Origin of the sequence: Alcaligenes faecalis, assembly GCF_041521385.1 — a bacterium.
In the GTDB taxonomy this organism is placed as follows: Bacteria; Pseudomonadota; Gammaproteobacteria; order Burkholderiales; family Burkholderiaceae_B; genus Alcaligenes; species Alcaligenes faecalis_E.
The window spans coordinates 255050-280197 of sequence record NZ_CP168006.1; the positions used below are offsets into that span (position 1 = coordinate 255050).

23 protein-coding genes, 4 tRNA genes and 1 riboswitch are annotated in these 25148 nt (G+C 54.8%); of the genes, 12 read left to right on the top strand and 15 right to left on the bottom strand.

The genetic code is table 11. The features are described from left to right. Positions 1-13 precede the first annotated feature (13 nt). The 3 genes from ACDI13_RS01200 to ACDI13_RS01210 all read right to left on the bottom strand — a co-directional run bounded on the left by ACDI13_RS01200 (position 14) and on the right by ACDI13_RS01210 (position 814). Positions 14-205, bottom strand: a complete 192-nt coding sequence (locus ACDI13_RS01200; protein ID WP_316989347.1) for a hypothetical protein — start codon at positions 203-205, stop codon at positions 14-16. A 169-nt stretch (positions 206-374) separates the two neighbouring features. Next, positions 375-450 (bottom strand) — tRNA-Val (locus tag ACDI13_RS01205). 91 nt (positions 451-541) lie between these two features. Continuing rightward, positions 542-814: an HU family DNA-binding protein gene (locus ACDI13_RS01210; protein WP_003799450.1), complete on the bottom strand. Its 273-nt coding sequence runs from the start codon at positions 812-814 to the stop codon at positions 542-544. 562 nt (positions 815-1376) lie between these two features. Here ACDI13_RS01210 and cobA point away from each other — a divergent pair. The 7 genes from cobA (at position 1377) to nirJ (ending at position 6779) form a co-directional block, all read left to right on the top strand. Then, complete coding sequence (gene cobA / locus ACDI13_RS01215; RefSeq protein WP_316989434.1) at positions 1377-2159, top strand: uroporphyrinogen-III C-methyltransferase; 783 nt, start codon at positions 1377-1379, stop codon at positions 2157-2159. Between the two features lie 179 nt (positions 2160-2338). Next, positions 2339-2533 (top strand): cytochrome c, encoded by a 195-nt coding sequence (locus tag ACDI13_RS01220; RefSeq protein WP_372372617.1) that lies wholly within the window; start codon positions 2339-2341, stop codon positions 2531-2533. Further along, positions 2530-3690 carry a cytochrome D1 domain-containing protein gene (locus ACDI13_RS01225; RefSeq protein ID WP_316989432.1) on the top strand — a complete coding sequence of 387 codons (1161 nt, stop codon included), beginning with the start codon at positions 2530-2532 and terminating at the stop codon, positions 3688-3690. The genes ACDI13_RS01220 and ACDI13_RS01225 overlap by 4 nt, the downstream gene beginning before the upstream one ends. Positions 3691-3742: 52 nt before the next feature. After that, complete coding sequence (locus tag ACDI13_RS01230; protein ID WP_316989431.1) at positions 3743-4666, top strand: Lrp/AsnC family transcriptional regulator; 924 nt, start codon at positions 3743-3745, stop codon at positions 4664-4666. Then, positions 4659-5144, top strand: coding sequence for an AsnC family transcriptional regulator (locus ACDI13_RS01235; protein WP_316989430.1), 486 nt, complete (start codon positions 4659-4661; stop codon positions 5142-5144). Before ACDI13_RS01230 ends, ACDI13_RS01235 begins: the two co-directional genes overlap by 8 nt. Position 5145: 1 nt before the next feature. Further along, entirely contained in the window at positions 5146-5643 is a 498-nt protein-coding gene (locus ACDI13_RS01240) for an Lrp/AsnC family transcriptional regulator (RefSeq protein WP_316989429.1), read from the top strand. Positions 5644-5645: 2 nt separating this feature from the next. Then, positions 5646-6779 (top strand): heme d1 biosynthesis radical SAM protein NirJ, encoded by a 1134-nt coding sequence (gene nirJ, locus ACDI13_RS01245; protein ID WP_316989428.1) that lies wholly within the window; start codon positions 5646-5648, stop codon positions 6777-6779. 404 nt (positions 6780-7183) lie between these two features. On the opposite strand, the gene ACDI13_RS01250 is transcribed toward nirJ, so the two are convergent. From ACDI13_RS01250 to ACDI13_RS01260, 3 genes are read right to left on the bottom strand one after another with little or no spacing between them, the layout of a single operon-like run. After that, positions 7184-8164: an NAD(P)-dependent oxidoreductase gene (locus ACDI13_RS01250; RefSeq protein WP_316989427.1), complete on the bottom strand. Its 981-nt coding sequence runs from the start codon at positions 8162-8164 to the stop codon at positions 7184-7186. Between the two features lie 48 nt (positions 8165-8212). Continuing rightward, positions 8213-8557: a c-type cytochrome gene (locus ACDI13_RS01255; RefSeq protein ID WP_316989426.1), complete on the bottom strand. Its 345-nt coding sequence runs from the start codon at positions 8555-8557 to the stop codon at positions 8213-8215. Positions 8558-8570: 13 nt separating this feature from the next. Further along, on the bottom strand, positions 8571-10130 hold the full coding sequence (locus tag ACDI13_RS01260) for a cytochrome D1 domain-containing protein (RefSeq protein ID WP_316989425.1): 1560 nt from the start codon (positions 10128-10130) through the stop codon (positions 8571-8573). A 319-nt stretch (positions 10131-10449) separates the two neighbouring features. On the opposite strand from ACDI13_RS01260, the gene ACDI13_RS01265 reads away from it, so the two are divergent. After that, a complete protein-coding gene (locus ACDI13_RS01265) occupies positions 10450-11922 on the top strand; it encodes a PLP-dependent aminotransferase family protein (RefSeq protein ID WP_316989424.1) in 1473 nt (490 codons plus the stop codon). Positions 11923-11935: 13 nt separating this feature from the next. Here the strand turns inward: ACDI13_RS01265 and ACDI13_RS01270 are convergent, their stop codons facing one another. The 3 genes from ACDI13_RS01270 to rnr all read right to left on the bottom strand — a co-directional run bounded on the left by ACDI13_RS01270 (position 11936) and on the right by rnr (position 16623). Beyond that, positions 11936-13171, bottom strand: coding sequence for a cystathionine gamma-synthase family protein (locus tag ACDI13_RS01270; protein WP_316989436.1), 1236 nt, complete (start codon positions 13169-13171; stop codon positions 11936-11938). 158 nt (positions 13172-13329) lie between these two features. Then, a complete protein-coding gene (rlmB, locus tag ACDI13_RS01275) occupies positions 13330-14076 on the bottom strand; it encodes a 23S rRNA (guanosine(2251)-2'-O)-methyltransferase RlmB (RefSeq protein ID WP_316989423.1) in 747 nt (248 codons plus the stop codon). A gap of 69 nt (positions 14077-14145) precedes the next feature. Further along, positions 14146-16623 (bottom strand): ribonuclease R, encoded by a 2478-nt coding sequence (gene rnr, locus ACDI13_RS01280; RefSeq protein WP_316989422.1) that lies wholly within the window; start codon positions 16621-16623, stop codon positions 14146-14148. A gap of 108 nt (positions 16624-16731) precedes the next feature. On the opposite strand from rnr, the gene ACDI13_RS01285 reads away from it, so the two are divergent. Next, positions 16732-16816: transfer RNA gene (locus ACDI13_RS01285), tRNA-Leu, on the top strand. Positions 16817-17323: 507 nt separating this feature from the next. Here the strand turns inward: ACDI13_RS01285 and ACDI13_RS01290 are convergent. Together ACDI13_RS01290 and ACDI13_RS01295 are read right to left on the bottom strand one after the other, a co-directional pair. Then, the gene (locus tag ACDI13_RS01290; protein ID WP_316989421.1) at positions 17324-17578 is read right to left on the bottom strand and encodes a heavy-metal-associated domain-containing protein; all 255 of its coding nucleotides are present in this window, start codon (positions 17576-17578) and stop codon (positions 17324-17326) included. Positions 17579-18057: 479 nt separating this feature from the next. Continuing rightward, a tRNA-Leu gene (locus ACDI13_RS01295) sits at positions 18058-18142 on the bottom strand. A gap of 152 nt (positions 18143-18294) precedes the next feature. Further along, positions 18295-18388: riboswitch (SAM-I-IV-variant riboswitch) on the top strand. A 117-nt stretch (positions 18389-18505) separates the two neighbouring features. On the opposite strand from ACDI13_RS01295, the gene ACDI13_RS01300 reads away from it, so the two are divergent. After that, complete coding sequence (locus tag ACDI13_RS01300) at positions 18506-18850, top strand: hypothetical protein (RefSeq protein ID WP_210938394.1); 345 nt, start codon at positions 18506-18508, stop codon at positions 18848-18850. Here the strand turns inward: ACDI13_RS01300 and ACDI13_RS01305 are convergent. Together ACDI13_RS01305 and ACDI13_RS01310 are read right to left on the bottom strand one after the other, a co-directional pair. After that, entirely contained in the window at positions 18847-19647 is an 801-nt protein-coding gene (locus ACDI13_RS01305) for a siderophore-interacting protein (protein WP_316989420.1), read from the bottom strand. The genes ACDI13_RS01300 and ACDI13_RS01305 overlap by 4 nt on opposite strands. A 2-nt stretch (positions 19648-19649) precedes the next feature. Beyond that, positions 19650-20222 (bottom strand): PadR family transcriptional regulator, encoded by a 573-nt coding sequence (locus ACDI13_RS01310; protein WP_261780308.1) that lies wholly within the window; start codon positions 20220-20222, stop codon positions 19650-19652. Positions 20223-20382: 160 nt separating this feature from the next. Here ACDI13_RS01310 and ACDI13_RS01315 point away from each other — a divergent pair. Further along, positions 20383-20467 (top strand) — tRNA-Leu (locus ACDI13_RS01315). Positions 20468-20803: 336 nt separating this feature from the next. Here the strand turns inward: ACDI13_RS01315 and ACDI13_RS01320 are convergent. After that, positions 20804-21877 carry an FAD-dependent monooxygenase gene (locus ACDI13_RS01320; RefSeq protein ID WP_316989419.1) on the bottom strand — a complete coding sequence of 358 codons (1074 nt, stop codon included), beginning with the start codon at positions 21875-21877 and terminating at the stop codon, positions 20804-20806. 328 nt (positions 21878-22205) lie between these two features. Further along, entirely contained in the window at positions 22206-22886 is a 681-nt protein-coding gene (locus tag ACDI13_RS01325) for an A24 family peptidase (protein ID WP_372372619.1), read from the bottom strand. A 226-nt stretch (positions 22887-23112) separates the two neighbouring features. On the opposite strand from ACDI13_RS01325, the gene ACDI13_RS01330 reads away from it, so the two are divergent. Further along, the gene (locus ACDI13_RS01330) at positions 23113-25146 is read left to right on the top strand and encodes a DUF4139 domain-containing protein (protein WP_316989418.1); all 2034 of its coding nucleotides are present in this window, start codon (positions 23113-23115) and stop codon (positions 25144-25146) included. Positions 25147-25148: the final 2 nt, after the last annotated feature.

Here is a 25148-nt window from a genome sequence, read left to right on the forward strand (position 1 = left end):
AAAGCATTAATCGTCAGGATGCGGCCGTCTGGCTGATGCGCTGAAGAAATGATGCCCCAATCCCGCAAAGGACATCAAACCGCTGGGCATACTCATCGCCCCCTTGCTCAGAGACGAAGGTCATATGGACAGGTTTTTCCAGTAACCCGGATTTTTTGAATACATATTCCCAGGTGCCGTTTGTGCGGATCTGTTTACAAGCCATTACATTTTCCCAGCACGCCATCTAAGCTTAGACAGGCTTCAATGCAGGGCGTAGTTGAGTTGGTAGCAAGCCAATCCTGGTTGGTTGAGGCTATCCAAAAAGCGAGCTAAACAGGCACAAAAAAAGCACTTAGTTTTACCTAAGTGCTTGATTCGACTAGCAAAAGAAATGGTGGGTGCTGAGGGGTTCGAACCCCCGACCTACGCCTTGTAAGGGCGCCGCTCTACCAGCTGAGCTAAGCACCCATTTCAGTGATGCTGTTCTTCTTGTGAAGAAAAAGAATTATAGGACCAAAGAATTCTTTTTGCAAGTCTTTTGCGTAAATTAATTTAAAAATTAATTCACAGCGTCTTTCAGAGCCTTACCGGGACGGAACTTAGGCACGTTTGCGCCTTCGATCTCGATGGTTTCACCGGTACGTGGGTTACGACCCGAACGGGCAGCGCGTTCCGACACAGCGAAGGTGCCAAAACCAACCAGAGTAACCGTATCTTTTTCTTTCAGCGTGGTGGTCACGGCATCGATAAACGCATCCAGTGCACGACCAGCGTCAGCTTTGGACAGATCGGCTTTGGTGGAAATGAATTCGATAAGCTCGGTTTTATTCATTGAGAAAATACCCCTGAAAATTATTTTACGGGCCCCCAGCGGGAACCAGTTTGTGGCGGTCAGACTTAATAGTGACAAACGAAAGAGCAACGAAGCACGGCCGTTTGCCATGGCTACCGGGCGCATCGTCGCCCCGGTTGGCTACCGCGTATTAAGCCTTCGTTTAATACCCGTGTCAAGCAAAAAAACCTCTGTAACCCGCATCATTGCTCACTGTTGATACAAGTTGCAGGACTTTCCCTAATTTGCATTGTGAAACTTAACAGGCCGTCGCAAATATGTTATTTGCACGTTCAACATCTCAAAATTAGCTGGCTGATACTGTGATCTTGAATATTTTTCCAACGGCGGATGGGTCCCTGTCCACAGCCCCTGTCAGCCCAATTTCCCTTTCCTGATCCGGACTTAGCAACCGATAACACCTTGTCAACGTAGCTGGAGCAAAGCTCTGCACCCTTCTCTTGAGCATCAACTGTGCCCATACCTGAGCGGTCTGCCCCTCTACAATTTTCTGCATGGTTTGACTGTATTTCGGTACTTGCTACCGTCAAGGAGCGCAACGATGCACGGCAAGGTTTATTTAGTTGGAGCAGGGCCTGGCGACCCTGAACTTCTCACTCTACGCGCTTTATACCTGCTGCAACATGCAGATGCTGTGGTCTATGACCGCTTGGTCAGCCGCGCCATCATGAGCTGCATCAACCCTGAAGCCACCCTGCACGATGTTGGCAAGGTAGCTTCCTGCAAACCCAGCATGCAGGACGACATTAACGACCTCCTCCTATCGCTGAGCACAACGCACCAGCGCGTTATCCGCTTGAAAGGCGGTGATCCCTTTATTTTTGGGCGTGGTGGCGAAGAGCAACTCTATCTGCAACAACACGGGGTTCAGGCCGAAGTTGTACCGGGAATTACTGCCGCTACAGGCTGTGCGGCTTCTTTAGGCATTCCCTTGACCCATCGCGGGCTAGCCAGCAGTGTGCGCTTTATCACCGGACACTTGCGGGACAACCACGGGCTGGAGTTGAACTGGACCTCTTTGTCCGACCCCACCTGTACGCTGGTGTTTTACATGGCCATGGCCAACTGCAATCATATCGCCCAGGCCTTGATCCAACATGGACGTAGCCCCCATACGCCTATCGCCCTGGCACAAGATGCCACGCTGAAAAGCCAGCGATGGGGCTTGGGTACCTTGCAAACACTCCCTCAGCTTGCGCAGACATTTAGCCCTCCCGCCTTGCTGATCATCGGGCAAGTGGTGCAGCTACACCCGGACTACCCTGCGCCCACATCCAACACGCAAGATGCGCTCACACCCGAATTATCCTGGGCACTGATGTGAGTGGCGTGCATTTCTCGTTAACTCGCTACGGCAGGCAGACTCTAGCCCGGATTGGGCCACCCGTATTGCTCAGCCTTCTTTGTCTGCAAGAAGCCACTGCGAATGAAGCCATATTAACTTCGGAGCAGCGCACCTCTTTACGCACACTGCTTCATCAAGAGTGTGGTTCCTGTCATGGCTTGCTCTTAAAAGGAGGCCTGGGCCCTGCCTTGACGGCCGAGGCCTTGCAGGGTCAAAGCCCAGAGCAAATTGCCCTGACCATCCTGCACGGTCGCCCCGGCACAGCCATGCCTGCCTGGAACCGCTTTCTGCGGCCAGCAGAAAGTTTATGGCTGGCTCATTTTCTTCTCCAGAACTCGGAGGCAGCGCCATGAAAACACTACTAACGCTTAGCCTGCTTGTCCTTTTAAGCGGCTGTGCCAACTCGCTACGAGGCACTAACGACCTGGGGCTGATCGTAGAGCGCGCCACTGGCAGCGTAGCCCTTATTGAAACCAGTCACCGCAGTCGCTTGGCGCGCATTGAGGGCTTGGGAGACCTCTCCCACGCCCATATCACCTATTCGCGCGATGGGCGGTACGGCTATATATTCGGACGTGATGGCGGACTGAACAAAGTAGACCTGATCAAACAGGTTTTAGTCCGCCGCATTGTGCAGTCCGGCAATGCCATAGGTGGGGCCATCTCCCAGGACGGCAAGCTGATTGTGGTACAGAACTACGAACCAGGCGGCATCAAGGTTTTCGACGCCAAGACCCTGGACTTGATCAGTGAAGTTCCGTCCTATTACGCCCCCGGCAAACGCGCCAAAGTGGTGGGCTTGGCTGACCTACCCAATCAGCAATTCGCTTATTCCTTGTTCGAGGCAGGTGAAATCTGGCTGACCGACTTGTCCGATCCCTTACACCCCAAAACACAGCGTTTTGCAGCAGGCCGCCAACCCTACGATGCCATGGTCACCCCGGACGGGCGCTACTACATTGCCGGCCTGTTTGGTGAAGACGCTTTGGTCATGCTGGATTTATGGAACCCTGAAAATGGGGTCCGAAAAATATTGCAAGGCTATGGCAAGGGGGAGACTGCCCTGCCCGTCTACAAAATGCCACATTTGCGTGGCTGGTCCCTAGCCGGTCAGAACTTGTTTTTGCCTGCTATCGGACGCCATGAAGTGCTAGTGGCCGGCACCGTAGATTGGCAAGAAAAAGCGCGTATCCCTGTTCATGGCCAACCCGTTTTTGTGATGGCTCAACCCGATGGCCGTCAGGTCTGGGTGAACTTCGCTTTTCCAGACAACGACAAGGTACAGGTCATTGATGTTGCCACTTTAGAAGTAGTTCGGACCTTGGACGCAGGCAAAGCCGTTCTTCACATGGAGTTCACTCCACGGGGCGAGGCTGTCTGGATCTCAGCACGAGACGATAATCGGGTCAGCGTGTACGACACCCGCAATTTCAAGCGTTTGGAGAGCCTGGAGATTCAGCAACCCAGTGGGGTGTTTTTTACGCATCGGAGTGCTCGCATTGGTTTCTGATCTTTCCCCTTCAGCCTTCCAACTCTTAAATGCCTGGCAACACGGATTTCCCTTGGAGTCCCGGCCATTCCGCAAGCTGGGGCTGCTATTGGGACTAAGCGAGCAAGCCGTGATGGATTATCTCCAAGGCTGGCGCAGCGAAGGTATTATCAGCCGTATCGGACCGGTACTAAACCCCGCCTGCATGAGCAGCACCTTAGTGGGCATGCATGTCCCAGCCAAGGATCTGGACAAAATTGCAAATTGGATCAACGCCTTGCCCGCCGTGAATCACAACTACGAGCGTGAACACGCCATCAATCTCTGGTTTGTGCTTACCTGTGCGAGTGAACAAGCACGGCAGGCGACTTTGGACCACATCGCTGAACACACCGGCTTGTTGCCCCTGTCCTTGCCCATGATTCAGGCCTATCACATTGACTTGGGATTTAGCCTTGCCGCCCATACCAAGATCACCAGCCCCTTGGGACCCAGCCATAGGCTGCCTGCATTAGGTAGCACCGAACGCAAACTCCTGGAGCGTTCCCTGCAAGGTTTGGAAGTACAAGCCGAACCCTTCCAGCCTTGGGCAGAACATGTCCAGATAAGCGAGAAACAAGTCCTGCAACACCTGCGCAGCTTTCTGGACCAAGGCATTTTCAGGCGATTTGGCGTGGTCTTGCGCCATCACAAGCTGGGCTATAGCGCCAATGCCATGTGCGTCTGGACGGTAGACCAACATCATGTCGACATCCTAGGGAAGGAGTTGGCCAAGCAAAACAACATCACGCTTTGTTATCAACGACAGCCCTACCCGCCACATTGGCATCACAACCTGTTTTGCATGATTCACGGCAAGGATCGCCCGCAGGTACTGGCACGCCATGCGGAACTAAATAGCCGTTTAGGCTTGGACCAGTTCCCACAGGATGTACTGTTTTCCACTCGCTGTTTCAAACAACGCGGAGCACTGCTTAGCCCGGTTCATCATGACTGACACTCACACCACGACACTGCATACCCCGGTCGAATTGGACGATACAGACCGCCACATTCTCAATCGCTTGCAAGAGGGTTTCCCAGTCTGCTCCCGCCCCTTTGCACAACTGGCGCCTGATCTATCCTTAAACGAATCCGACCTGATTGCGCGCGTCCAATGCCTGCACCAATCCGGTGTCCTGACCCGCTTTGGTCCTCTCTTCCAAATTGAAGCACTAGGCGGCGCTTACTGCTTGGCCGCCATGTCCGTACCAGAAAAACGCTGGGACGGCGTTGTCAAAGTTGTGAACCGCCATCCCGAGGTCGCCCATAACTACCGACGCGCTCACGCCTTGAATATGTGGTTTGTATTGGCCACGGCGACGCCACAAGACATCGAATCCTGCCTGGCCACAATCGAAGCCGAAACCGGCTTAGCTGTCCTTGCTTTCCCCAAAGAACGGGAATACGCACTTAGCCTGAAACTGGAGCTTTGATATGGAGCATTTAAACCCTGCCTATACCGCATTGATACAGGCTTCGCAGCAAGGACTGGCGATAGAGCCACAACCCTACCTGAAGCTGGCCCAGGACTTGGGCGTCAGCGAAGACGATGTGATACAGAAGTTTCAAACCATGTTGGATCAAGGTTTGATAAGACGGATTGCAGCCATCCCAAATCACTACGCCCTAGGCTATGTCGCCAATGGCATGTGCGTCTGGAATATTGCGGACGATAGCGTGGACACAGTCGGGGCATGGCTAGGTTCACAAGCCGGAGTCAGCCATTGTTATCGTCGCCCGCGTCGTCTGCCTGCGTGGCCATACAACTTGTTTGCCATGTTGCATGGCACGGACCATGACACAGTCTGTGCCCAAGCCAAGAGCATCAGTAGGGACATCACGCAGCACTTTCCGGGTGTCTTGCACGCTCACGACATTTTGTTTTCCACGGCCATTCTTAAAAAGACCGGCCTGCGTCTGCGGAGGCCTTGAGCATGTTCCGGATATCACGTTTTATCGCTGCCCTGCACTCCCCTGTTGCACCAACACGCGCCAGCAAAGCCCCTGTAGTGATCTGGAATCTGATACGTCGTTGTAATCTGCATTGCAGCCACTGCTACTCGGCCTCCACCAACAAGGACTTTCCCGGCGAGCTAAGCTACGAGCAAGCCTGCTCTGTCATGGACGATCTGCACCAGTTCGGTGTACGCGCCCTGATTCTGTCCGGCGGTGAGCCTTTGCTACGCCCGGACATTTACGACTTGGGCCGACGTGCAAAAGCATTGGGCATGTATGTAGGACTCTCGTCCAACGGCACTTTGATTACTGAGCGAAACATTGATCAGATTGCCGACTGCGGCTTTGACTATGTCGGCATTTCCCTGGATGGCTTGCAAACCAGGCATGACCGTATTCGTGGCGAAAACGGAGCCTACGCTGCTTCCTTGCATGGTTTGCGACTGTGCCGCGAAAAACACTTGAAAGTGGGTCTACGCTTTACTCTGACTCAAGAAAATGCAGTTGACCTCAATGGTCTGCTAGCGGTGATGGACCAGGAACAAATCGACCGTTTTTATCTCTCCCATCTGAATTACGCAGGTCGAGGCCTAAGCAATCGTGCTTTGGCCAGCCATCACGCCGTCACCCGACAGGCTATGGAACAACTTTTCACAACCTGTATGGCGCATCAGAAAGCCGGCAAGCCCAAGGAATTCACCTCAGGCAATAACGATGCTGACGGTGTTTTTTTTCTGCATTGGGTACGACGCCACTATCCCGAGCAAGCTCCCAAAATTCTGAATATGTTGCGTCAATGGGGAGGCAACGCCTCCGGCCAAGGAATTGCGAACATCGACAACCGAGGTAATATACACCCCGACACCATGTGGTGGCACTACAATTTGGGCAATGTGCTGCAACAGCCTTTCTCAGAGATTTGGTCTAACGATCAAGATCCTTTACTGGTTGGACTACGCCAACGGCCAAGACCTGTACAGGGACGCTGTGCGGGGTGTGCCTACCTGGATATCTGCAATGGCAACACGCGCACCAGAGCAGAAAAAAGCACAGGTCATGTATGGGCAGAAGACCCTGGCTGCTACCTCAACAATCAGGAAATTACAGCCTAAGCCTACCCAATCAAGAAGCCAGTCAGAGCCCTTTTCGCTATACCCTAATCCCCTTCCCTGCCCGGACACGAAACCATGCAAAGCAACTGTCCAGAACAGTAAAGCAGCACTGAGAGGCGAATACAGCCTCCAGACATAGCCAGGGTTCGGATAACAGTCTGGACAGAGACGGACCCCGGATTTCCTGCATACCCTGTACCGGTACAAATACAAACACCGATGAGGATGCTGCCGATGCCAGTGCGGATGTGGATGTGGATGCTGACAAAACGCATCATTCTCCAGGCCCATAAGACTGCAAAAACAAGAGACAAAAAAGTGAGGCAAAAACTCTTGCCTCACTTAAGCACCTCCGTATAACGTAGCAAGCACCCGCTACCTAGCTCTTCATTCCTCCAACATTCCTAAGCCAACTCACAGCTCAAGCCTTGCTGCGTTAACAAATCAAGCAACGGTTGCACTTCCCAAGAAGACTTCCAGGCAATGACGATACGCTCTCCTGGTGCCCAGGAGCGGCATAGCGGCACCCAAAACGCCTGATTCAGCAAGGTATCCTGCAGGACCTCACCTGCCTGATCCAAGGCCATCAAACGAGCGTCACGGCGCGCTTTTTCCAGAATCGCGGGTAGGATCAATGGCAGGTACAGAACCCAGTCTGCCTGATTCAATTTGCGTAGGGCACGCAGGGTCAACAAGTCCACCGCCTCCAAGTCCGCGATAGGCAAAATGGTGACCTGAACATGCAGTTGAGGAGTCTGCGTCTGCAAGGCATCATCAAAAGCTGCCAGTGCTTCGACAGGCTTTCCTTGTGTCAGAAGCTCGGGAATATGACTATCAAGCACGTAGTCAAAAAAATGGCGACGAGTATGCACCTCGGGAAAGGCTTGCTTGATATCAACTCGACGGCGAGCCAGTAAACCGGCCAGGTCCCCTACTGATTCCGGCAATTCGCTTTCTATCCATTCCCGAATGCGCCGCGCCAGCACGGGGGCAGACCCTGCCGAGGAAACCGCAATCATCAAAGGCGAACGGTCGATCATGGCAGGAACCTGCACGGTGGACAGTTGCCCGTCATCAACCACGTTACAGGGCAAATGCAAGGCATCGGCAGCCTGCGCCACGATACGGTTTATTTCGCGCCGTCCGGTAGCCGCGATAACCAGCCAAGCCTCGCGTATATGCTCGGCTACAAAGGCAGTAAACAGGCTGCTTAGCGCCCCCGCTTGCGCACTGGCCCGCAACCAGGGGGTCTGCTCCGGGGCAACCACCGTCACCCGCGCTCCCGCACGCAGCAAGAGCCGAACTTTACGTTCGGCCACCGAACCTCCACCCACAACGACAACGGCTTTACCAGTCAGATTGAAGAACAAGGGAAACACATTCATTGCACGACATCCTTAAGGCGCCAGTAGGAACTGGCGCCTAGTTCACACTTACTTCAAGCTGGCAAAGTAGGCAGCCAGTTCATTCACCATTTCCGGGCTGAGGGGTTCAGCCATCGGGCTCATGATGGGATCGTTACGCTCTCGGGATTTGAACTGCTGCAACTGCTTGACCAGATACTCCACCTTCTGCCCCGCCAGGTTGGGATACATACCTTCCGTACTGATACCTTCCAGTCCATGGCAAGAGGCGCATAAAGGCAACATGGATGACGCCTGAGCCGACAGTTGCGACTGCCCATGCGAACCTTGTAAACCAGCCGGCTTATCCGCAGCCAACGCTGCACCTGAGCCTAAAAGACCAACCAAAGCCACACCCATAAAAAGCTGTTTCATGACGTTCCTTTGCTTAAAATTTTTGGGTTTCAGGCTGACCAATGGTGAGCCAACGGGTACGGGCGCGAGAGAAAATGCCTGATGGACTTTCCATCTTGTGCTCGGCTACCAGCTCCAAGCTACGGCTGTCATAGATTTTCAGACGGTCGCCCCAGTAGCCCGAGCTGACGTACAAGTAATCTCCTGTGCGGTTGTAGTTGGGAAAGAAGGCATGACCGCCCACATCCAGGGTTTTCACCACCGACAAGGTGTTTTTGTCGATTAACTGAATCCAGGAAGCGCGCTTATCCTTGTCGATAATGTCCACCGCCACATACGGTGCATTGGGATGCGCGGCAGGCGATTCCGTAGCCCCCGCTACCGGAATCTGCTTCACCACGGAGAAATCCTTGGTATCCCAGGCCGTAACGACAGAACCCAGCTTGCAACTGCCCATATTGGTACCGAAAGCCAGCATGCGCCCATTCACTTCGGTAACCGCCCCCGAGCCTGCATGCGGCTGACAGCCAGCGGGAATATCACGCACCACCTTGTTGTCCTTCAAGTCGATGGCCACGTATTTGTTGTCATCGTACGAAGCGACCATGGAATAGCGGCCATCAGGCGTCAGGAAAGTGTCATGTAACATGCGACCGACCTTGGCCAGTTTGGTGACAGGCATCTCTGGCTTGTCCGGATCAATAATCCAGATCTGCCCGGCCTGACGCAGGGTCAATGCAAACTTGTTATTGATGCGGCTGCCAATGATGGGACCACCGGCTGACTTGATGAAATTGCCATCGGGGTCCTCGCCCTCCAGAGCAAGATACTTCACCGGCTCCAGTGTGTCGGCGTTCAGAATGACCATACTGTTGGGCACAAAAGAACTCAGTGCCAACCACTTGCCATCTTTGGACAGTGCAATTCCCGTCCCTGTCAGGCCCACTTTGGCCTGCCGCACAATCTGCAAGGTGTACAGGTCAATTTTGTAGACGTGCCCATCATCGCTTTTCAAGTAGCCCCAACGCTCGTGGCTAGGACTGAATTCCATGATGTGTGGCGCGCCAACCGTGGCAATTTCACCCACCTTCTGGTTGTTCTTGCCATTGATAAAAACAGCGCGTGCCTGATTGGAGCCATCGCCCCGGCCATAGCGTCCACGGGCCATGATGACCATCAGGTCGTAGACAGAGTCGATCTCGTAATTGGGCTTGCTGGGCAAGGTAGATTCATCCACCAGCACTTTCACGCTGGCACGAATCTGATCCATATCCCAACTGCGCTCCACCACGGGCTCGTTCTTGATCATCTTGGCCAGTGCGCGAATGTCCTCGTCGGGCAAGCGTCCGACAAACGGCGGCATCAAGGTATCCGGGATCCCGGTCATGATGGTGCCGCGCAAGGCAATCTCACTTTGAACCAGGCGATCACGATGCAGGCCTGGTGCGATATACCCTCCCCGATCAGCTGCGTGACACACTGCACAGTTTTGCTGAAACAAGTTATCTACCCGCACTTGCTCTTGCGTCGGGGCCGCCAAAGCCGCACTGACAGTGGTAGACAGGAAGGCCAGGGTCATCATTTTTCTATACATTCCATTACCTCCAACAATTGCCTTGCTAAAGGGCAAGACCAAACAAACTATAACGATTGTTATTTTTCACTGAGAAGGTATGGATACAGATTAAATAATGGGGATGGTTTTTTTATATCGTAATTACGAGAAATTAAATACTCTTACCTAGATAAAAACATCCATGACAAGGAGCCAGTTCGAAGATCAAGAAGCCGGATAAATTTATCACGAACGAATATTCATGTTGACCTAACTCAAGTTAAAACTAGAGGCTGCTGCCTATAGTGGCCCGGCTTGGCTCGCCCTTGATGGTTTTGATTATTTTTCCGGTCCCGCCATGTTTTCTTTACCGATTACGCTTTCTCATACCCATAGCCCACCGTATAAACGCCAAATTGCACGTCAAATCGAAACCCTGATCTGTTCGGGACGTTTGCAAGAAGGCAATCGCCTGCCTTCAATCAACCGAATGGCTTCTTTGTTGCAGGTTTCTAAAAATACGATCATGGGGGCCTATGACTTGCTGATCGATTCCAATCTGATTCATAGCGAACCCAGCCGAGGATTTTTTGTAGCCACGCCTACCCGCAACGGGCGCAGTCGCCAGGCACCGGACTTTGTGCTGGAGACGGCCCACTGTTCACGCAACCCACGTACCAGCACGGCTCTGGCCAGCGGCGTGCATGTGCCTGCTGCCAGCGTACCCGTTCGTTTTGATTTCAAGATTGGACGCCCCTCGGTCCATGCTTTTCCGCTACGCCAGTTCATTTATCTGTCCAACCAGTTGCTGCGTTACGCAGGCTCTGCCATGGTCGACTATCCGCCACCTGAAGGTCTATGGGGTTTGCGGCTGCAAATTGCGGATTACCTGTCTGCCAGCAAGGGCATATTGGCTGACCCAGACCACATCATTATCACGGCAGGAACGCAGGAGTCCTTGAGTCTGATTGCGGCGCATTTCCTGGATGAAAGCAGCTGTGCGGTGTATGAGTCTCCCGGTTACAACGGCTTCAGACATTTGCTGGGGCGGCACCGCACACAAGGTATTCCTGTGCCGGTAGATCAACACGGTTTACGCACGGATCAATTGCCTGACAAGGCGATTCAGTTGGCATTTGTCACGCCTTCCCATCAATACCCCTTGGGGCACACACTGACGGTGAGTCGCAGACAGGAGCTACTGGCCTGGGCCTCCACCAATGGCGCGTTGATCATTGAGGACGACTACGATGGGGACTTCTGCTATGGTCCGGCCTTGCCGGCGCCGCTCAAGGCCATGAGCCCCGGACAGGTGATTTACCTGGGTTCGTTTTCCAAAACCTTGGGCCCTGGCTTGCGCTTGGGCTATATGGTCTGTCCGGCTCATCTGAGCCAGGATTTTATTGCTCGCAAGGCCTTGCTCAACAACGGATCGCCCTGGTTAACGCAAGCTGTACTGGCGCGTTTTTTTGATGAGTACGACTATCCACGACACCTGCAATATCTGCGTCGCCGTTATCTGGAGCAACGCAATACGCTACTGCAAGGGCTGGAAAAAGTGTGGGGAACGACGGGTGTGGTCAGCGGACACAATGCCGGTATGCATCTGGCCTTTCGCCTGCCGCCACAAAGCCCGAATGCCCACCATGTTGCCGCTGCAGCACTGCGCTATGGCATACGGCTCTACCCTTTGGCACAGGCCGCCAGCCAAGAAGTAGACAGCACAAACCCGCGCCATCTGCTGTTTGGTTATGCGAATCTGGAATGCAGGGAACTACAGCAAGCGATGCAGCATCTAGCCCTGATACAGCCCAGGCTGAACCATGGCTAGATGTATGAAACGTTTAAGATTGGGCCAGCGCCTGATCAAAATCCGAAGTCAGGTCGATGATCTCTTCGATGCCCACGGAGATACGCAGTTGATTGTCGGCAATGCCCATCAGAGCGCGCTGCTCGGCCCCCATCTCGTAGTAGATGGTGTGGGCCACGGGCAGCACCAGACTACGGTTGTCACCCAAGTGCGTGGCCAACACAAAGACTTTCAGGCGATTCAGGAAGTCGAAAATCTCGATACCCTCTTCCAGCACCACGCTCATCAGGCCGCCGAAGCGATTACCGAACAACTGAGCCGTACGCTCGTGCTGCGGGTGATCTTCCAGGCCAGGATACTGCACGTGTTTCACCTTGGGATGCGCCTTCAAATGGCGCGCCAAAGCCAGCGCGTTGGAACAGATGCGTTCCATACGCAACGGCAAGGTTTCCGAACCTACGGCCAAACGGTGAGCCACATCGGACGACAAGGTGCCGCCCATATCGCGCAAACCCTTTTTACGGATCTGCACCAGCCCCCAGTTTTGCGTATTGCCGTTGCGATACACCTCGGCAATATTGGGATAGGTCGTCCAGTCAAACAAACCGGTATCCGTCACCATGCCACCGAGGGCATTGCCGTGACCACCAATATGTTTGGACAGCGAATTGATCACCAAAGAGGCGTTGAAATCGCGACCGGGCGACAGATAAGGCGAGGACAAGGTGGCATCGACCACGTACAACAAGCCCTCGTCCTGACACCACTGCCCTACCCCTTTCAGATCAGCCACCTGCGTGCCAGGATTGGCAATGGTTTCAAGAAAGACCATGCGCGTGTTAGGCTGACGCGCGGCTTGCACCTGGGCCAGATCAGTTGCATCCACCAGCGTGGTTTGCACACCCAGATCGCGCAAGGTACCCAAGAGGCTGTTGGTGTTGCCGAACAGATATTTGCTGGCAATCAGGTGATCGCCCTGACGCAGCAAGGTAAACAAGGTGGCACTCAAAGCGGCCATGCCGGTTGCAAAGCTGACGCTGCCCACCCCTTTTTCCATGCGCGTAATCTTGGCTTCCAGCGCCGCCGTGGTGGGTGTGCCCTGGCGGGAATAGGTAAAGCCGGATTTACCCTGAAAGACTGCGGCCAACTCACGCGCATCCTGAAAAGCGAACTCGGTCGATGGATGCAATGGCTGATGGATAGCGCCATGCTGCGTGCCCAAACGGCGGTCAGAGTGCAGGGTAGAGGTAATAAAGCCGTTTTCTTCCATGATCGTTTCAAAGCCCATAATGCGTGTCCATACCGTCAGCACCGATTGGGTTTTGCCCGGCTGACGGCCAATTACCTATTATCTGGTGAAGCAGCGGATGAAACCCGCCGTTTTTTATACAAATAAGTAATTAAGTAAGTAACAAGGCTTAAAAGAAATTAAGGCTGGCTACGTTGGCGCAAGGTTTCGTACAGGCAAACTGCGCTAGCTACACTGACGTTCAAGCTTTCTACCGCGCCCATCATGGGAATAGAAACCAGCTCGTCACAGGTTTCACGGGTCAGACGGCGCATCCCCTCGCCCTCGGCCCCCATCACCCAGGCCATGGGACGGCGGGCATCCATCTGGTGGAAGGTATGGGTAGCCTGATCGCTGGTGCCAACCAACCAGACATCACGCTCGCGCAGCATGCGCATGGTACGGGCCAGGTTCGTCACCGTAATGTAAGGGGTCGATTCAGCTGCACCACATGCCACGCGTGATACCGTCGCGTTCAGCCCCACAGCGCGGTCACGAGGCGCAATCACGGCGTGAGCACCCGCTGCGTTGGCGCTACGCAGGCAGGCTCCCAGATTATGGGGGTCTGTCACTCCGTCCAGAATCAACAGGAAAGGAACCTGACCGGCCTCTTCCAGATCATCCAGCAATTCATTGACATCAACGGCCAGTTCTTGTTCCAGAGCCAATGCCACCACACCCTGGTGACGTGTGCCTTTGGCCAGACCATCCAGACGCTCGACCGGCACGGCCATGACTTTCAAGCCTGCCTGTTCCACCTGCTCGATAAAAGCCAGCATCCGTTTATCGCGCCGGGTCTGATCTACATAGACCTCGCGCACCGAAGCGGCGCTGAAACGAACTCGGGCAATAACGGCATGGAAACCGGCCAAAACCTGCTGAGGCATAACAATCCTTGGGGGAAATAAGAGCAAATAAAGAAAGCCGGGCAAAAAGCCCGGCTTGGCATTGTACGCCTATCGGCGACGTCCTCTAGGGCTACGCGTCGTTTTCGCAGACTTGGCGGCCTTCTCCGCACTGCGCTTTTCATCCCGCTCGGCCTGCTTTTGAGAAGCACGTCGTTGGGAGGCCGTGGTGCCCTTCAAGGCCAGCGGTTTGGTAGACGCCGCTTTCTTGATGGGACGCTCGGATGGATCAGCCCCTTCGGCTGCCGCCTTCACCGCCTTGTAGCCCACACCCTTGACCAGGCGGAACTCGATACGACGCGCTTCCAGATCAACACGAGCGACCTGCACTTGCACCGCGTCAGTCAGGCGATAACGCAGACCGGTGCGCTCACCACGCAACTCGTTCGAGGTTTCGTTGTACTGGAAATAGTCCGCGCCCAACTCGGAGACATGGACCAAACCTTCCACATACAAGGTATCCAGGGTTACGAACAGACCGAAGCTAGTCACGCCGCTGATCTTGCCAGAGTACTCCTCGCCTACATGCTCTTTAACAAACCAACACTTGAGCCAGGCCTCCACATCTTTGGAAGCCTCGTCAGCACGACGTTCGCGCGCCGACAACAAGGCACCCAGTTTTTCCCAGCGTGCAAAATCGCGCTTGCTGGCGGGCAAGGCGGCATCACCTGGCTCTTCGGCAACCGCCGGTATGTAACGCTCGCCCTTCAAAATACCCTTGATGACGCGGTGCACCAACAAGTCTGGATAACGGCGAATGGGTGAAGTGAAGTGAGCGTATTGTGAATAAGCCAGACCAAAGTGCCCCGTTTTCTCCGGGCTGTAAATGGCCTGCTGCATGGAACGCAAGCACATGGTCTGAATAATGGCAAAATCGGAACGACCACGAGCGGCGGCCACCACTTTGGCGTAATCAGCAGAAGTCGGCTCGTCGCCCCCTTCCAAAGTCAGACCCAAGCTACGTAAATATTCACGCAGGGCTTCCAGTTTGGGCGGCGTTGGGCCCTCATGTACCCGGTACAAACCGTTGCGACGGCTACGCGCAATAAAGTCGGCAGCACACGTATTAGCGGCCAACATGCACTCTTCGATCAGCTTGTGCGCGTCGTTACGGATCAAGGGTTCGATACGCTCGATACGACCCAAGGGGTTACACACGATTTTGGTTTCAACCGTATCAAAATCAATGGCACCTCGTGCAGTACGCTGCTCGGCCAACAGGCGATACAAGGAGTACAGGTTCTGTACAGGTTCGAGCACATGCTGAATCTGAGCGGCCGCCGGGCCGGTCGGCTGCTGCAGGGCGCTCCAGATATCGGAATACGTGGTGCGTGCGTGTGAATGAATGACCGCTTCATAAAACTGATAGGCCGATACGGTGCCGGATTTAGCGCCATCGGCCAAGATGATCATATCGCACACCATGACCAGACGATCTACCGACGGGTTCAAAGAACAGATCCCGTTGGACAAACTTTCAGGCAGCATGGGGATCACACGGCGCGGGAAATACACGCTGGTGCCCCGCTCCAGAGCGTCCTCGTCCAGGGCATCGCCGGAACGCACGTAATGGCTAACGTCAGCAATCGCCACCAGCAATCGCCACGCCCAGCGTGAGCGTTTGCCCGTGCCAATATCCACACGTTCGCAATACACCGCATCGTCAAAGTCCCGTGCGTCTTCACCGTCAATGGTGATAAAAGGCACATCGCGCAAATCAACGCGGCCTTTGTATTCCGATGGCTTGACCTTGGCGGGAATGCGAGCTGCCTGCTTGAGCGCCTTCTCGGAAAAATCGACCGGCACTTCAAACTTGCGCACGGCAATTTCGATTTCCATGCCGGGATCATCAATTTCCCCCAGCACTTCAATGACACGCCCCAAGGGCTGGCGATGGCGCTCAGGCTGCTGAGTGATCTCTACCGTCACGACCTGGCCGGGCTCGGCCTCACCCTGATCTCCACCCGGAATCAGGATATCGTGCTTGATACGCTGATCTTCAGGCACCACGATAAACGTGCCACGCTCACGCAAGAAACGGCCCACCAGCTTACTGGTATGACGCGCGGTAACTTCTACGATCGAAGCATCTGGCTTGCCGCGGTATTCACCGACGATGCGAACCATAACGTGGTCGCCGTGCAACACTTTGGCCATTTCCCGTGGCGACAGGAACAGATCAGGCTGCCCGTCGTCGCGCTGCAGGAAACCAAAGCCGTCGCGATGGCCCAACACTTTGCCCGCGATAAAACCGGCCTGGCTATTTTTGCGAATTTTACCTTCGGGGGAAATCAGCAACTGACCATCGCGCTCCATTGCGCGCACACGCCGCTCAAACCCCACCGTAATTTCTTTGCCCAGGCCCAGCTTTTTCGCCAGAGCCTGCATGGTCAGGCCGTCTGCATCCTCGCGCAGCCCCGCCAAGATCACTTCCCGCGTCGGGGTATCAGGGTCGAAGTCAGGCGGCAACTCATAACGGCCCGTTGATTGAATACGGTCCTCAGTACTGCCTTGATGTTTTTTATTCAAAAGGACACTTCCATTATTAATAAAGTATGCCTATAATCTTTTTTCTTTGCTGTTCACGCAGCAAAGTCGTTAAAAGCTTTTGGCACAACCATAAGCATACAACGATATGCCCAGGTGGCGGAATTGGTAGACGCGCATGGTTCAGGTCCATGTGCCTTCGGGTGTGGAGGTTCGAGTCCTCTCCTGGGCACCAAATTCCCAAAAAGCCGATCATCGCAAGATGGTCGGCTTTTTGCATTCCAGCCCAGGAAGTCAGGCGCTTGAGCACCTGGCGTGGGGACGAGAAAGGTCGGGCATGCAAGCCCGACCGGGGTCGCGCCAGTGTGACCAAGCCCTCTTCTGGGCACCAAAATTCCGAAAGGCCGATCATTTCTCAATGATCGACCTTTTTTATTTTGTGGCTCCACACATTTATTATCCTTCAGCAGCAATGCGATTAAATTTGGCTGTGACAAAAACCGAGTAGCAATACGACTCTCTTCTTTTTTGAACACCGCTATTTCCACATAAAGACTCATCACCGCATGATCGGCTGCTTTCTTTACAAGCCTGTGAATGCGTCTCGGAACAAGCACCGGTGGAGCCAAGGCGACACGCTCAAAGCACAACACCCACGCCTGACCCCACCCCTGCTTTGTGCAGCCACAAAAAAACCGACTGTATTTCCACAATCGGTTTTCAGCTTCAGGATGCCGTAGGTTTAACCGCCGCAGCCACCACAACATGCCCCGTCTTCACCATGGGCAGGTTTGGCGATTTGATAGCCTGCCTGCTCCACAGCAGCATGCAGGTCTTCCAGCGAGACCTGGGTTTCATCAAAACGGACCGATGCCTTTGCGTTTTCGAACGAGGCATCTGCCGCTTGCACGCCTTCGATAGCCGCCAAGGCAATGGCTACTTTATCGGCACATTCCGGATGTCGCAGACCCGCCAGTTTCAGCATTCCAACTTGCATTTTTGATCCCTTTAACATGAGGTGAGGCAGTTGAGAGAGAGCCACCGCCCGTAAAGATATATATTAAATACATCTTATAAATACGGCAAGAGACAGGAAGCCACCGTAGAAAAAAGCCTGACTTGCCGCTGACTGCCAGCAACGCCACGATACTCAGCACCACTGCCATAACCAGGGAATAGCTGGGCGCCACAGTCTAACCGGTCAAGGCAATCAATCCCATGAGATCGCCGAGGCAAAACGCAGAACACAGTCAGGCCAATGTTGCGGCGCAAGGACAGACAGGTGTTTTGCCCAGCTACAGGCAGGATCTCATGCAACTGCTGGTTCATGGAGTTGCAAAAAAGCGAGGTGCACAAGGCGGCGCAGGCTGCAATCAATAAAAAAGGTCGATCACTTTTCAATGACCGACCTTTCATCATTCCGAACGCATAAAACAAAAAGCCGACCATCTTGCGATGATCGGCTTTTTGGGAATTTGGTGCCCAGGAGAGGACTCGAACCTCCACACCCGAAGGCACATGGACCTGAACCATGCGCGTCTACCAATTCCGCCACCTGGGCTCTGACTGCTGGATTTGTTTTTCAACCCATCTCTGCAAGACAGAAGATAACTATAGCACGAATTTTAAATAGTGCAAACTATTTCTGTATTTCTCATACCCAACAGAAATAAGCGCGGCCCTTGCACTTCATAAGAAACGCTTTTATGCTTATTGCTATATCAAGAGTTGGGGCAACCCATGCCAACCTGTGTACCCGCACAAGGTGGATTCAAGATATGGCCATCTGGCAATCAATGGGATCATCAAGATACGAACCCGCTGCCAGCGGGTTTTTTTATGTCTGACTGGCGTCAGGCAAAGGGTCTTTTAATCCAACTTGCTCACCCGGAACTCCCTTCCAAGAGCTAAACAGGAGTGTTTCATGTCTGTACCGTTTTGTTATCACCTGACTTTAGAACAGCACAGCTACCGCATTGTCCTGCGCCCCGGTTGTTCCCGGCTGGCCGTTGTGTGCGAATCGCATGCGGATACGGTCGGGCATTACGAGCCGCGCTGGCTGGGTTCCAGTTGTCGCGGTGGCTATTGGGCCCGCTTCCAGCACGATATTGACAGCACCTTGTTGCTGAACATGGATGCGATTGCCCGTCTGATTGACGAACACCGTCTGGCTCATCCCGACACTGTGCTGGATACGGATTTGCAGCCCGTCCTGAAAGTAGGCGGACGCTTGCGCGCCCAGCCCTACCCTCAGCAAAAAGCCGCTTAGTCCAGACGTGGGGCATCCTCGCCCTGATCGCCTTGACGCCAGTAGCTGCTGGCCCGAATCGCGCCTTTATCCAGACCGCGGTCTTGCACCCAGTACTCGCGCAGGCTTTGAGCAATGGAATACTCCGCGGCAACCCATACATAGCCGGTACCGCTCAACTGGGGTGCGGCACGCAGTGCATCCAGAATGCCATTCAGACCCGCCAGCGAAGGAATCCAGTTCACGGTGACGTGATCCGGCGCTTCCATCGCCCCCACGGTCAGCAGATTGCGTGCCAGCACGTACACCTGCACCTTCACATTGGAAGGCAGTTCTTTCACTCGTCGCGCCATGGCCGGCACAGCGGTTTCGTCGCCAATCAGGATTTGCCAATCCAGATCCTTGCTGACCAGGAAGGATCCACGCGGACCGGCCACGCCCAGCTTGTCACCCTCTTTGGCGTGCATGGCCCATTGGCATGCCGGGCCCTCACCGTGGACCACAAAATCAATATCCATCTCAAGTTCCTGTTCACGGAACTCTCGAGGGGTGTAGTCGCGGATGGGGGGCTTTTCCTGTCCGGCGGCAAAGACCATGCCACGATCGCCCATTTGGGGCAGCCGCAATTCTTTGGTGATCGGGTCCGGGAAAATCAATTTGACATGATCGTCAAAGCCGGGGGTATAAAAACCCTCCAGATCCGAGCCTTCCAGGGTGATGCGCACCATATCAGGCCCCAGTTCGCGTCGCTTCTTAACGGTCAGCAAACGCAACTTCAAGGTATGAGCAACTTTCTGCGTTAATTGTTCGGACTGCATTCTTAAGACTCCTTGGGCAAGTTCCGTATTTCGGCGATGGCTTTTTCCAGAATGGCCACCACCTCAGCCTGTCGTTCCAGACTGGCTGTTGATTGTTCAAACATGGCCTGCTTCAGGCTGTGGCGTACCTGGACAAATTCTGGCAACCAGCCTGTTTGCTCCTGTGCGGCCTTCAAATCCTCGTCGCTGTTGTGCTCGGCCAGCATTTGCCGTATCCACACCAGCTTGCGCCCGCGATAGGTCAGGGATTGCATCAGGTAATCGCACTTTTCCTTTTGCTCTTCCAGATACGTTTGACCTTCCTTGGTCAGGCTATACATCTTGCGACGACCTTCTTCTTCGATCAGCACCCAGCCTTGCGTGGCGCAATACGCCAGGGCGGGATACACCGCGCCCGCGCTGGGCACATAGCTGTTCTGGCTAAGCTGCGCAAAGCGGCGAATCAACTGATAACCGTGAGTACTGCCCTCTTTGAGCAGAACCATCAGCATGAGCTGCATGGCCCGAGCGGAGTACTTTCGGCCTTGGCCCATGTCCAGCAACATGCGCTCGACATCCATTGTGTTGAATTTCATGTCTATACTCTTATGCTATATCGCATGATATAGTTTAATGATAATGAGAATAACAATCAACAATAAATAAAATGAAATTTATTGAATGGAAGATACTTGCTTTATTTGGAAATTTCGTCTTATAATTTAATGCTTGAGACGGGCAACGGCCTTGATCAAAGCCCAGGTGGCGGAATTGGTAGACGCGCATGGTTCAGGTCCATGTGCCTTCGGGTGTGGAGGTTCGAGTCCTCTCCTGGGCACCACAAATTCCTCAACAAGCCGATCATCGCAAGATGGTCGGCTTGTTGCATTCCAGCCCAGAAAGTCAGGTGCTTGAGTACCTGACGTGGGGACGAGAAAGGTCGGGCATACAGATCCTGCCAGGATCACTTCAAGACGCCCAAACCCTCTGTTGGGCACATCAACTGCCAGCAGACAGAGCTTCTTTCCAGATGCAACCAAGAAGCGCCCGAAATACATTCCAGATGTACTGAAACGGCCAGCCACAAAAAAACCGAAACAAGGCTCATGCTGTTTCGGCTTTATTTGACTCCGGTGGTTTTATCGGACGCTATTTGGCTTCCTTACCTTCTTGACCATCACTCCAATGCACGATGACGACGCTGCCAAAACGGCTGCGCCGCGTAGCGTTGCTCCATACCATACAAAGCGTGCTGCGAATTCAGGTGGCGCACCAAGCCCAGCAGATAATCTTTCTCGTAAGCTCGTGCCGGTTCTGGGTTGCCTTTTGTCAGCGCCACCGCAGCTTGTGCCGATTGTGACCCGCTCCACAAGGCCGTTGCCAAACCATTGGCGGCCAAGGGGTCCATAGCCGCGCCCGCATCCCCGGCACGCAAGATACGGCCTTCCACGAAGTAAGACACTGTGCAACTGGCAGCGGCACTGACTGTAGGAGTGTGCTCAGCCATCTGGCTATCCAGACCCAAGCTTTCCATACGCACCCGTGCCGCATCAGCACAGCCCAGCAAACCAGCCCAGACCGAACCATCACGACTCAGGCCATCAGGCAAAAGATCTGCGTCCGAGAACAAGGCCACCATCAAACGATGGCCGGGCATGGGAGACAAATACCACCACCCCAGTTCTACAGCTTCTACCAGAGAAGCAGCCAAGGGCTCGGCCCCGTCGGGCAGATCAAAGACATGCCAGACAGCCACCAGCCTATCCAGACGATGACGCTCGGCGGCTGCACCCGCGGACAAAGCCGCACGACCAGTACAGTCGATTAAAGCAGCGGCTTCCAGGCTCGTACCGTCTGCCAGCTTGACAATAACACTTTCAGGCTGATGTTCCAGACCCAAGACACGCGTCTGGCGAATGCTGACCTTCGCTTCTTTTTGCACACGCTCGAACAGTGCCTGCTCCAGGCGGGCTTTGTCGAGCAGGTAGCCCTGCCCGTCTTCATCCTGCACAGTGCGCAATCCTGCACTACCCCATACTGAAAAACGCCCTTGCGAGCGCAAGGCCACCGTCTCATCCAGGCAGCTTGCCCAGCCCAAACTGGTCAAGACCACGGCCCCTCGTTCGGACAAGGTCTCGCCCAATGAGGGCTGGGGTTCCAGGGGAGCCACCAGCGTTACTTCCTGACCTTGCATACTCAGGCGACGCGCCGCCGCCAAGCCCGCCACACCGGCGCCAACAACAATAATCATGCCTTCATCCTCAGGTTCCCGTCTGCTTTGTCAGCGGGACAATGTCCATAGAACCGCCTTGTACTCTCACATCCAGCTCGAGCGAAACTCCCGCCAGCCCGACTGGCCCCGGACGTTTTACCACGACTGCCTGATGAGGCAAACGATTTAAACCCAATAGGCACACTCAGGCCTATTACTGCTACCTTAAACAGAAAAGCCCCAAAACCCGGCTTCGATCACACCCAAAAAAAAGCGGCGAATTAGCACACATCCACGCACATAAACCCCAATAGAGGGGAAACCGGCGGTCATTCTTTTCTAGTTACAACAATCACGAGACTTCTCTTTACGAAATGCGAGGCAGCGAAAACAACATGACCCAGCCCCCCAACACCAGATAGGGACCAAAATGAATCGCCTGCCCTGCTTGCAAACGCCCACCAAGGCGCAGGACCAGAGCCGCCAACAGGCCCAGCAACGATGCCGATAACAAGATACCTGGCAAGGCGGTCGCTCCCAACCAGGCCCCCAAAGCTGCCAGCAATTTGAAGTCGCCATGGCCCATTCCAGCCCGCCCGGTCAGCAACAAAAACACATGATTCAACAACCACAACAAGCTGTAACCCAGCGCCGCACCAACCACGGCCAAAGGCAAGCTGCTAAAAGTGTGATCCAGATTGACCAGCAAACCCAGCCACAACAAGGGTAAAGTCAGGCGATCGGGCAGATAGCCGGTCTCCGCGTCAATCCAGGCCAGCAAGGCCGTCCCGGCGATAAACACACAAGCAGCCACTGCCGCTGGCGTCAGTTGCCAGCACCAACCCGCCCATAACATCAAGACCAAGGCCAGACTCTGGCACACCCATCCCCATTGGCGATGGGTACGCGGCGAACGCCGGTCCAGTTCGGGCTCCAATTCTATGGGCAAGCTCCAGGACAAGCGTCGAGCAGGCCAGAAAAAACAAACCGCCAAGACCAGAGCAAGCCCCATTCCCGCCCAGGCATTGCCCCACGACGTCCACATCATATTGATCCTTCACTGGAGTAAATAAATACGCACGGACACAAGCCATGCTGCCCAAATCCTAGCAGAGCCTTGCGTGCTTTTGATGACGTAAGCATTTTTTGCTCCAGGGGGAGTCAAGCCGGACGATGGCATTTTTTTGTTACCCGAATGACAGACAGAGCCCGACAAGGCTAGGCATAATGCGCTTCACCCCTTTGTTTTGCTGACGGATGAATAAGGAAGCACTATGAACTACGTTGTGCCCCACGCTGCGCGTACGCCTCGCCTGCACTCTTTGACCGGCGCCCTACTCCTGGTCTGGATGGGCTCCACAGCCAGCACCGCCTGGGCTCAGCAGATCGAGTCCATTACCTTATCCAGTGCCGGTATGGCCGAGATCGAACGACAGATCCCCATCTCCGATGCGGGCACCGCTCAACTGCGTGTGCCCTTGACACAGGTCGATGACATTCTCAAAACCCTGATGGCCGTCGATGGCAAGAACCGCATCGAATCCCTGACCCTGTCCGGTCTGGCCCCACTCAAAGAAAGCTTTGACAGCCTACCCTTCTCGGCCCAAGACCTGCGCTCACCCGCCACTCTGGCGCAAGCCCTGCGCGGCCAGCAAGTCAGCGCCAGCTCGCAAGGCCGTCTGGTGCGTGGTGCGGTCCTGGGCGTGCGCGCAACGGCTGCCACTAACGAACACCCCGCCCAAGCCATCTTGAGCGTGCTAACGGAACAAGGCCAGATCCAGACCCTGGAACTGGGCCCGGATACCAGCCTGGACGTGCTGGACAAAACAGTGCAGCAGCAATTGCAGCAGGCCGCCGACGTGCTGGCAGGTCAAAGCAATCAGCAATCGCGTGATATTCAGTTGGTCCTGAACAAAACCGATACCAAGACAGCCCGCCTGTCTTACCTGATTCCTGCACCGGTCTGGAAAAGCACCTATCGCCTGATGATGCAGGACGGCAAGGCCCGTCTGCAGGCCTGGGCCATTTTTGAAAACACCAGCGGCGAGGACTGGAAAGAGGTGAAAGTCACCCTCAGTTCCGGCTCACCTGTGATGCTGCGCCAGCGTTTGCTGGAGCGTTACTGGAGCGAGCGACCGGAATTGCCGGTTGCAGTAGGCAGCTCCATCGCCCCGCAAGCGGACACTCAAGCCACGGTCAGCGCGAATCAAGCTCGCAAAGCAGCTGGCGACGCCATGCGTGCCCGCATGGCTCCAGCCGCCCCCGCTCCCATCATGATGGAAAGCGCGGCCTACGCGGCCGATAGCAGCATGGCCAAACAGTGGGCGGCGGGCGGCGCGGGTGCCAGCACGCAGGCACAGGAAGGGCTGACTCAAGTGCGCTTCACGCTGCCTCAGACGCTGAGCGTCCCCACAGGCCAAACTGTATCGGTGCCTTTTATCGATACGTCTTTGCAAGCCGAATCTCTGTCGGTTTACCGCAGCGGCCAGGCAGGTGATCACCCCACCGCCGCTATCTGGGTCAACAATGAACAGGCCAACAGCCTGCCACCAGGCATTATCACGGTCTTCAATGAACAGGACGGCCATGTGGGTGACGCGGAGCTGGCCGGCCTGCCTGCTGGCGAGCAGCGCCTGATCTACTTTGCCCAGGACAGCAAAGTGCAGATCCGCGAAGAGCAGACGGATGAATATCGCCTGAGCAAAACCCGCGTGACGGACGGCGTGGCTCGTTCGGAATGGACACGCTTGCAGAACTTCCGCTATGAGATCAAAGCCCCGGCCGATGAAGATCGTACCGTGCTGATCCAGTTGCCCCGTCAGGACGGCTGGACGCTCAAATCGGATGCGCACGATAGCGATACCGCCCAGGAGCACCGCCTGAAAGTGAAGGTTGCCAAAGGCAAGACAGTCACTGTCACCGCCCAGCTAAGCCTGCAAGACCATGTGGAACTGCGTCTGGAAGAAATCGACGAGAACATGCTGCTGCAATGGCGTGGCAACGGTGAGGACAGCGCGCAGCAAGCCAAGATGGACAAGCTGATTGAGCTGCGTCGTCAACTGAGCCAGGCCCAGCAGGCTCAAAACCAGGCCGTCGAGCGCCTGAACGAAACCGTGGCCGAACAGGAGCGCATCCGCGCCAACCTGGCAGCGGTCAGTGCCCAAAGCACCTTGGGGCAGCGCTTTAGCGAACAACTGGCCCAGCAGGAAGACCAGATTGCCAGCCAGCGCAAAGCCGTTCAGGAACAGCGCGACGCCGTGCAAAAAGCCCGTCAGGCTTTTGAAAAGGGTCTGGCCGAACTGGCTTGATC

Coding starts and splice junctions, on each gene's coding strand:
- ACDI13_RS01200 (WP_316989347.1), bottom strand. CDS start 205: ATGGCTTGTAAACAGATCCGCACAAACGGCACCTGGGAATATGTATTC.
- ACDI13_RS01210 (WP_003799450.1), bottom strand. CDS start 814: ATGAATAAAACCGAGCTTATCGAATTCATTTCCACCAAAGCCGATCTG.
- cobA (WP_316989434.1), top strand. CDS start 1,377: ATGCACGGCAAGGTTTATTTAGTTGGAGCAGGGCCTGGCGACCCTGAA.
- ACDI13_RS01225 (WP_316989432.1), top strand. CDS start 2,530: ATGAAAACACTACTAACGCTTAGCCTGCTTGTCCTTTTAAGCGGCTGT.
- ACDI13_RS01235 (WP_316989430.1), top strand. CDS start 4,659: ATGACTGACACTCACACCACGACACTGCATACCCCGGTCGAATTGGAC.
- ACDI13_RS01240 (WP_316989429.1), top strand. CDS start 5,146: ATGGAGCATTTAAACCCTGCCTATACCGCATTGATACAGGCTTCGCAG.
- nirJ (WP_316989428.1), top strand. CDS start 5,646: ATGTTCCGGATATCACGTTTTATCGCTGCCCTGCACTCCCCTGTTGCA.
- ACDI13_RS01250 (WP_316989427.1), bottom strand. CDS start 8,164: ATGAATGTGTTTCCCTTGTTCTTCAATCTGACTGGTAAAGCCGTTGTC.
- ACDI13_RS01255 (WP_316989426.1), bottom strand. CDS start 8,557: ATGAAACAGCTTTTTATGGGTGTGGCTTTGGTTGGTCTTTTAGGCTCA.
- ACDI13_RS01260 (WP_316989425.1), bottom strand. CDS start 10,130: ATGTATAGAAAAATGATGACCCTGGCCTTCCTGTCTACCACTGTCAGT.
- ACDI13_RS01265 (WP_316989424.1), top strand. CDS start 10,450: ATGTTTTCTTTACCGATTACGCTTTCTCATACCCATAGCCCACCGTAT.
- ACDI13_RS01270 (WP_316989436.1), bottom strand. CDS start 13,171: ATGGAAGAAAACGGCTTTATTACCTCTACCCTGCACTCTGACCGCCGT.
- rlmB (WP_316989423.1), bottom strand. CDS start 14,076: ATGCCTCAGCAGGTTTTGGCCGGTTTCCATGCCGTTATTGCCCGAGTT.
- ACDI13_RS01290 (WP_316989421.1), bottom strand. CDS start 17,578: ATGCAAGTTGGAATGCTGAAACTGGCGGGTCTGCGACATCCGGAATGT.
- ACDI13_RS01300 (WP_210938394.1), top strand. CDS start 18,506: ATGTCTGTACCGTTTTGTTATCACCTGACTTTAGAACAGCACAGCTAC.
- ACDI13_RS01305 (WP_316989420.1), bottom strand. CDS start 19,647: ATGCAGTCCGAACAATTAACGCAGAAAGTTGCTCATACCTTGAAGTTG.
- ACDI13_RS01310 (WP_261780308.1), bottom strand. CDS start 20,222: ATGAAATTCAACACAATGGATGTCGAGCGCATGTTGCTGGACATGGGC.
- ACDI13_RS01320 (WP_316989419.1), bottom strand. CDS start 21,877: ATGATTATTGTTGTTGGCGCCGGTGTGGCGGGCTTGGCGGCGGCGCGT.
- ACDI13_RS01325 (WP_372372619.1), bottom strand. CDS start 22,886: ATGATGTGGACGTCGTGGGGCAATGCCTGGGCGGGAATGGGGCTTGCT.
- ACDI13_RS01330 (WP_316989418.1), top strand. CDS start 23,113: ATGAACTACGTTGTGCCCCACGCTGCGCGTACGCCTCGCCTGCACTCT.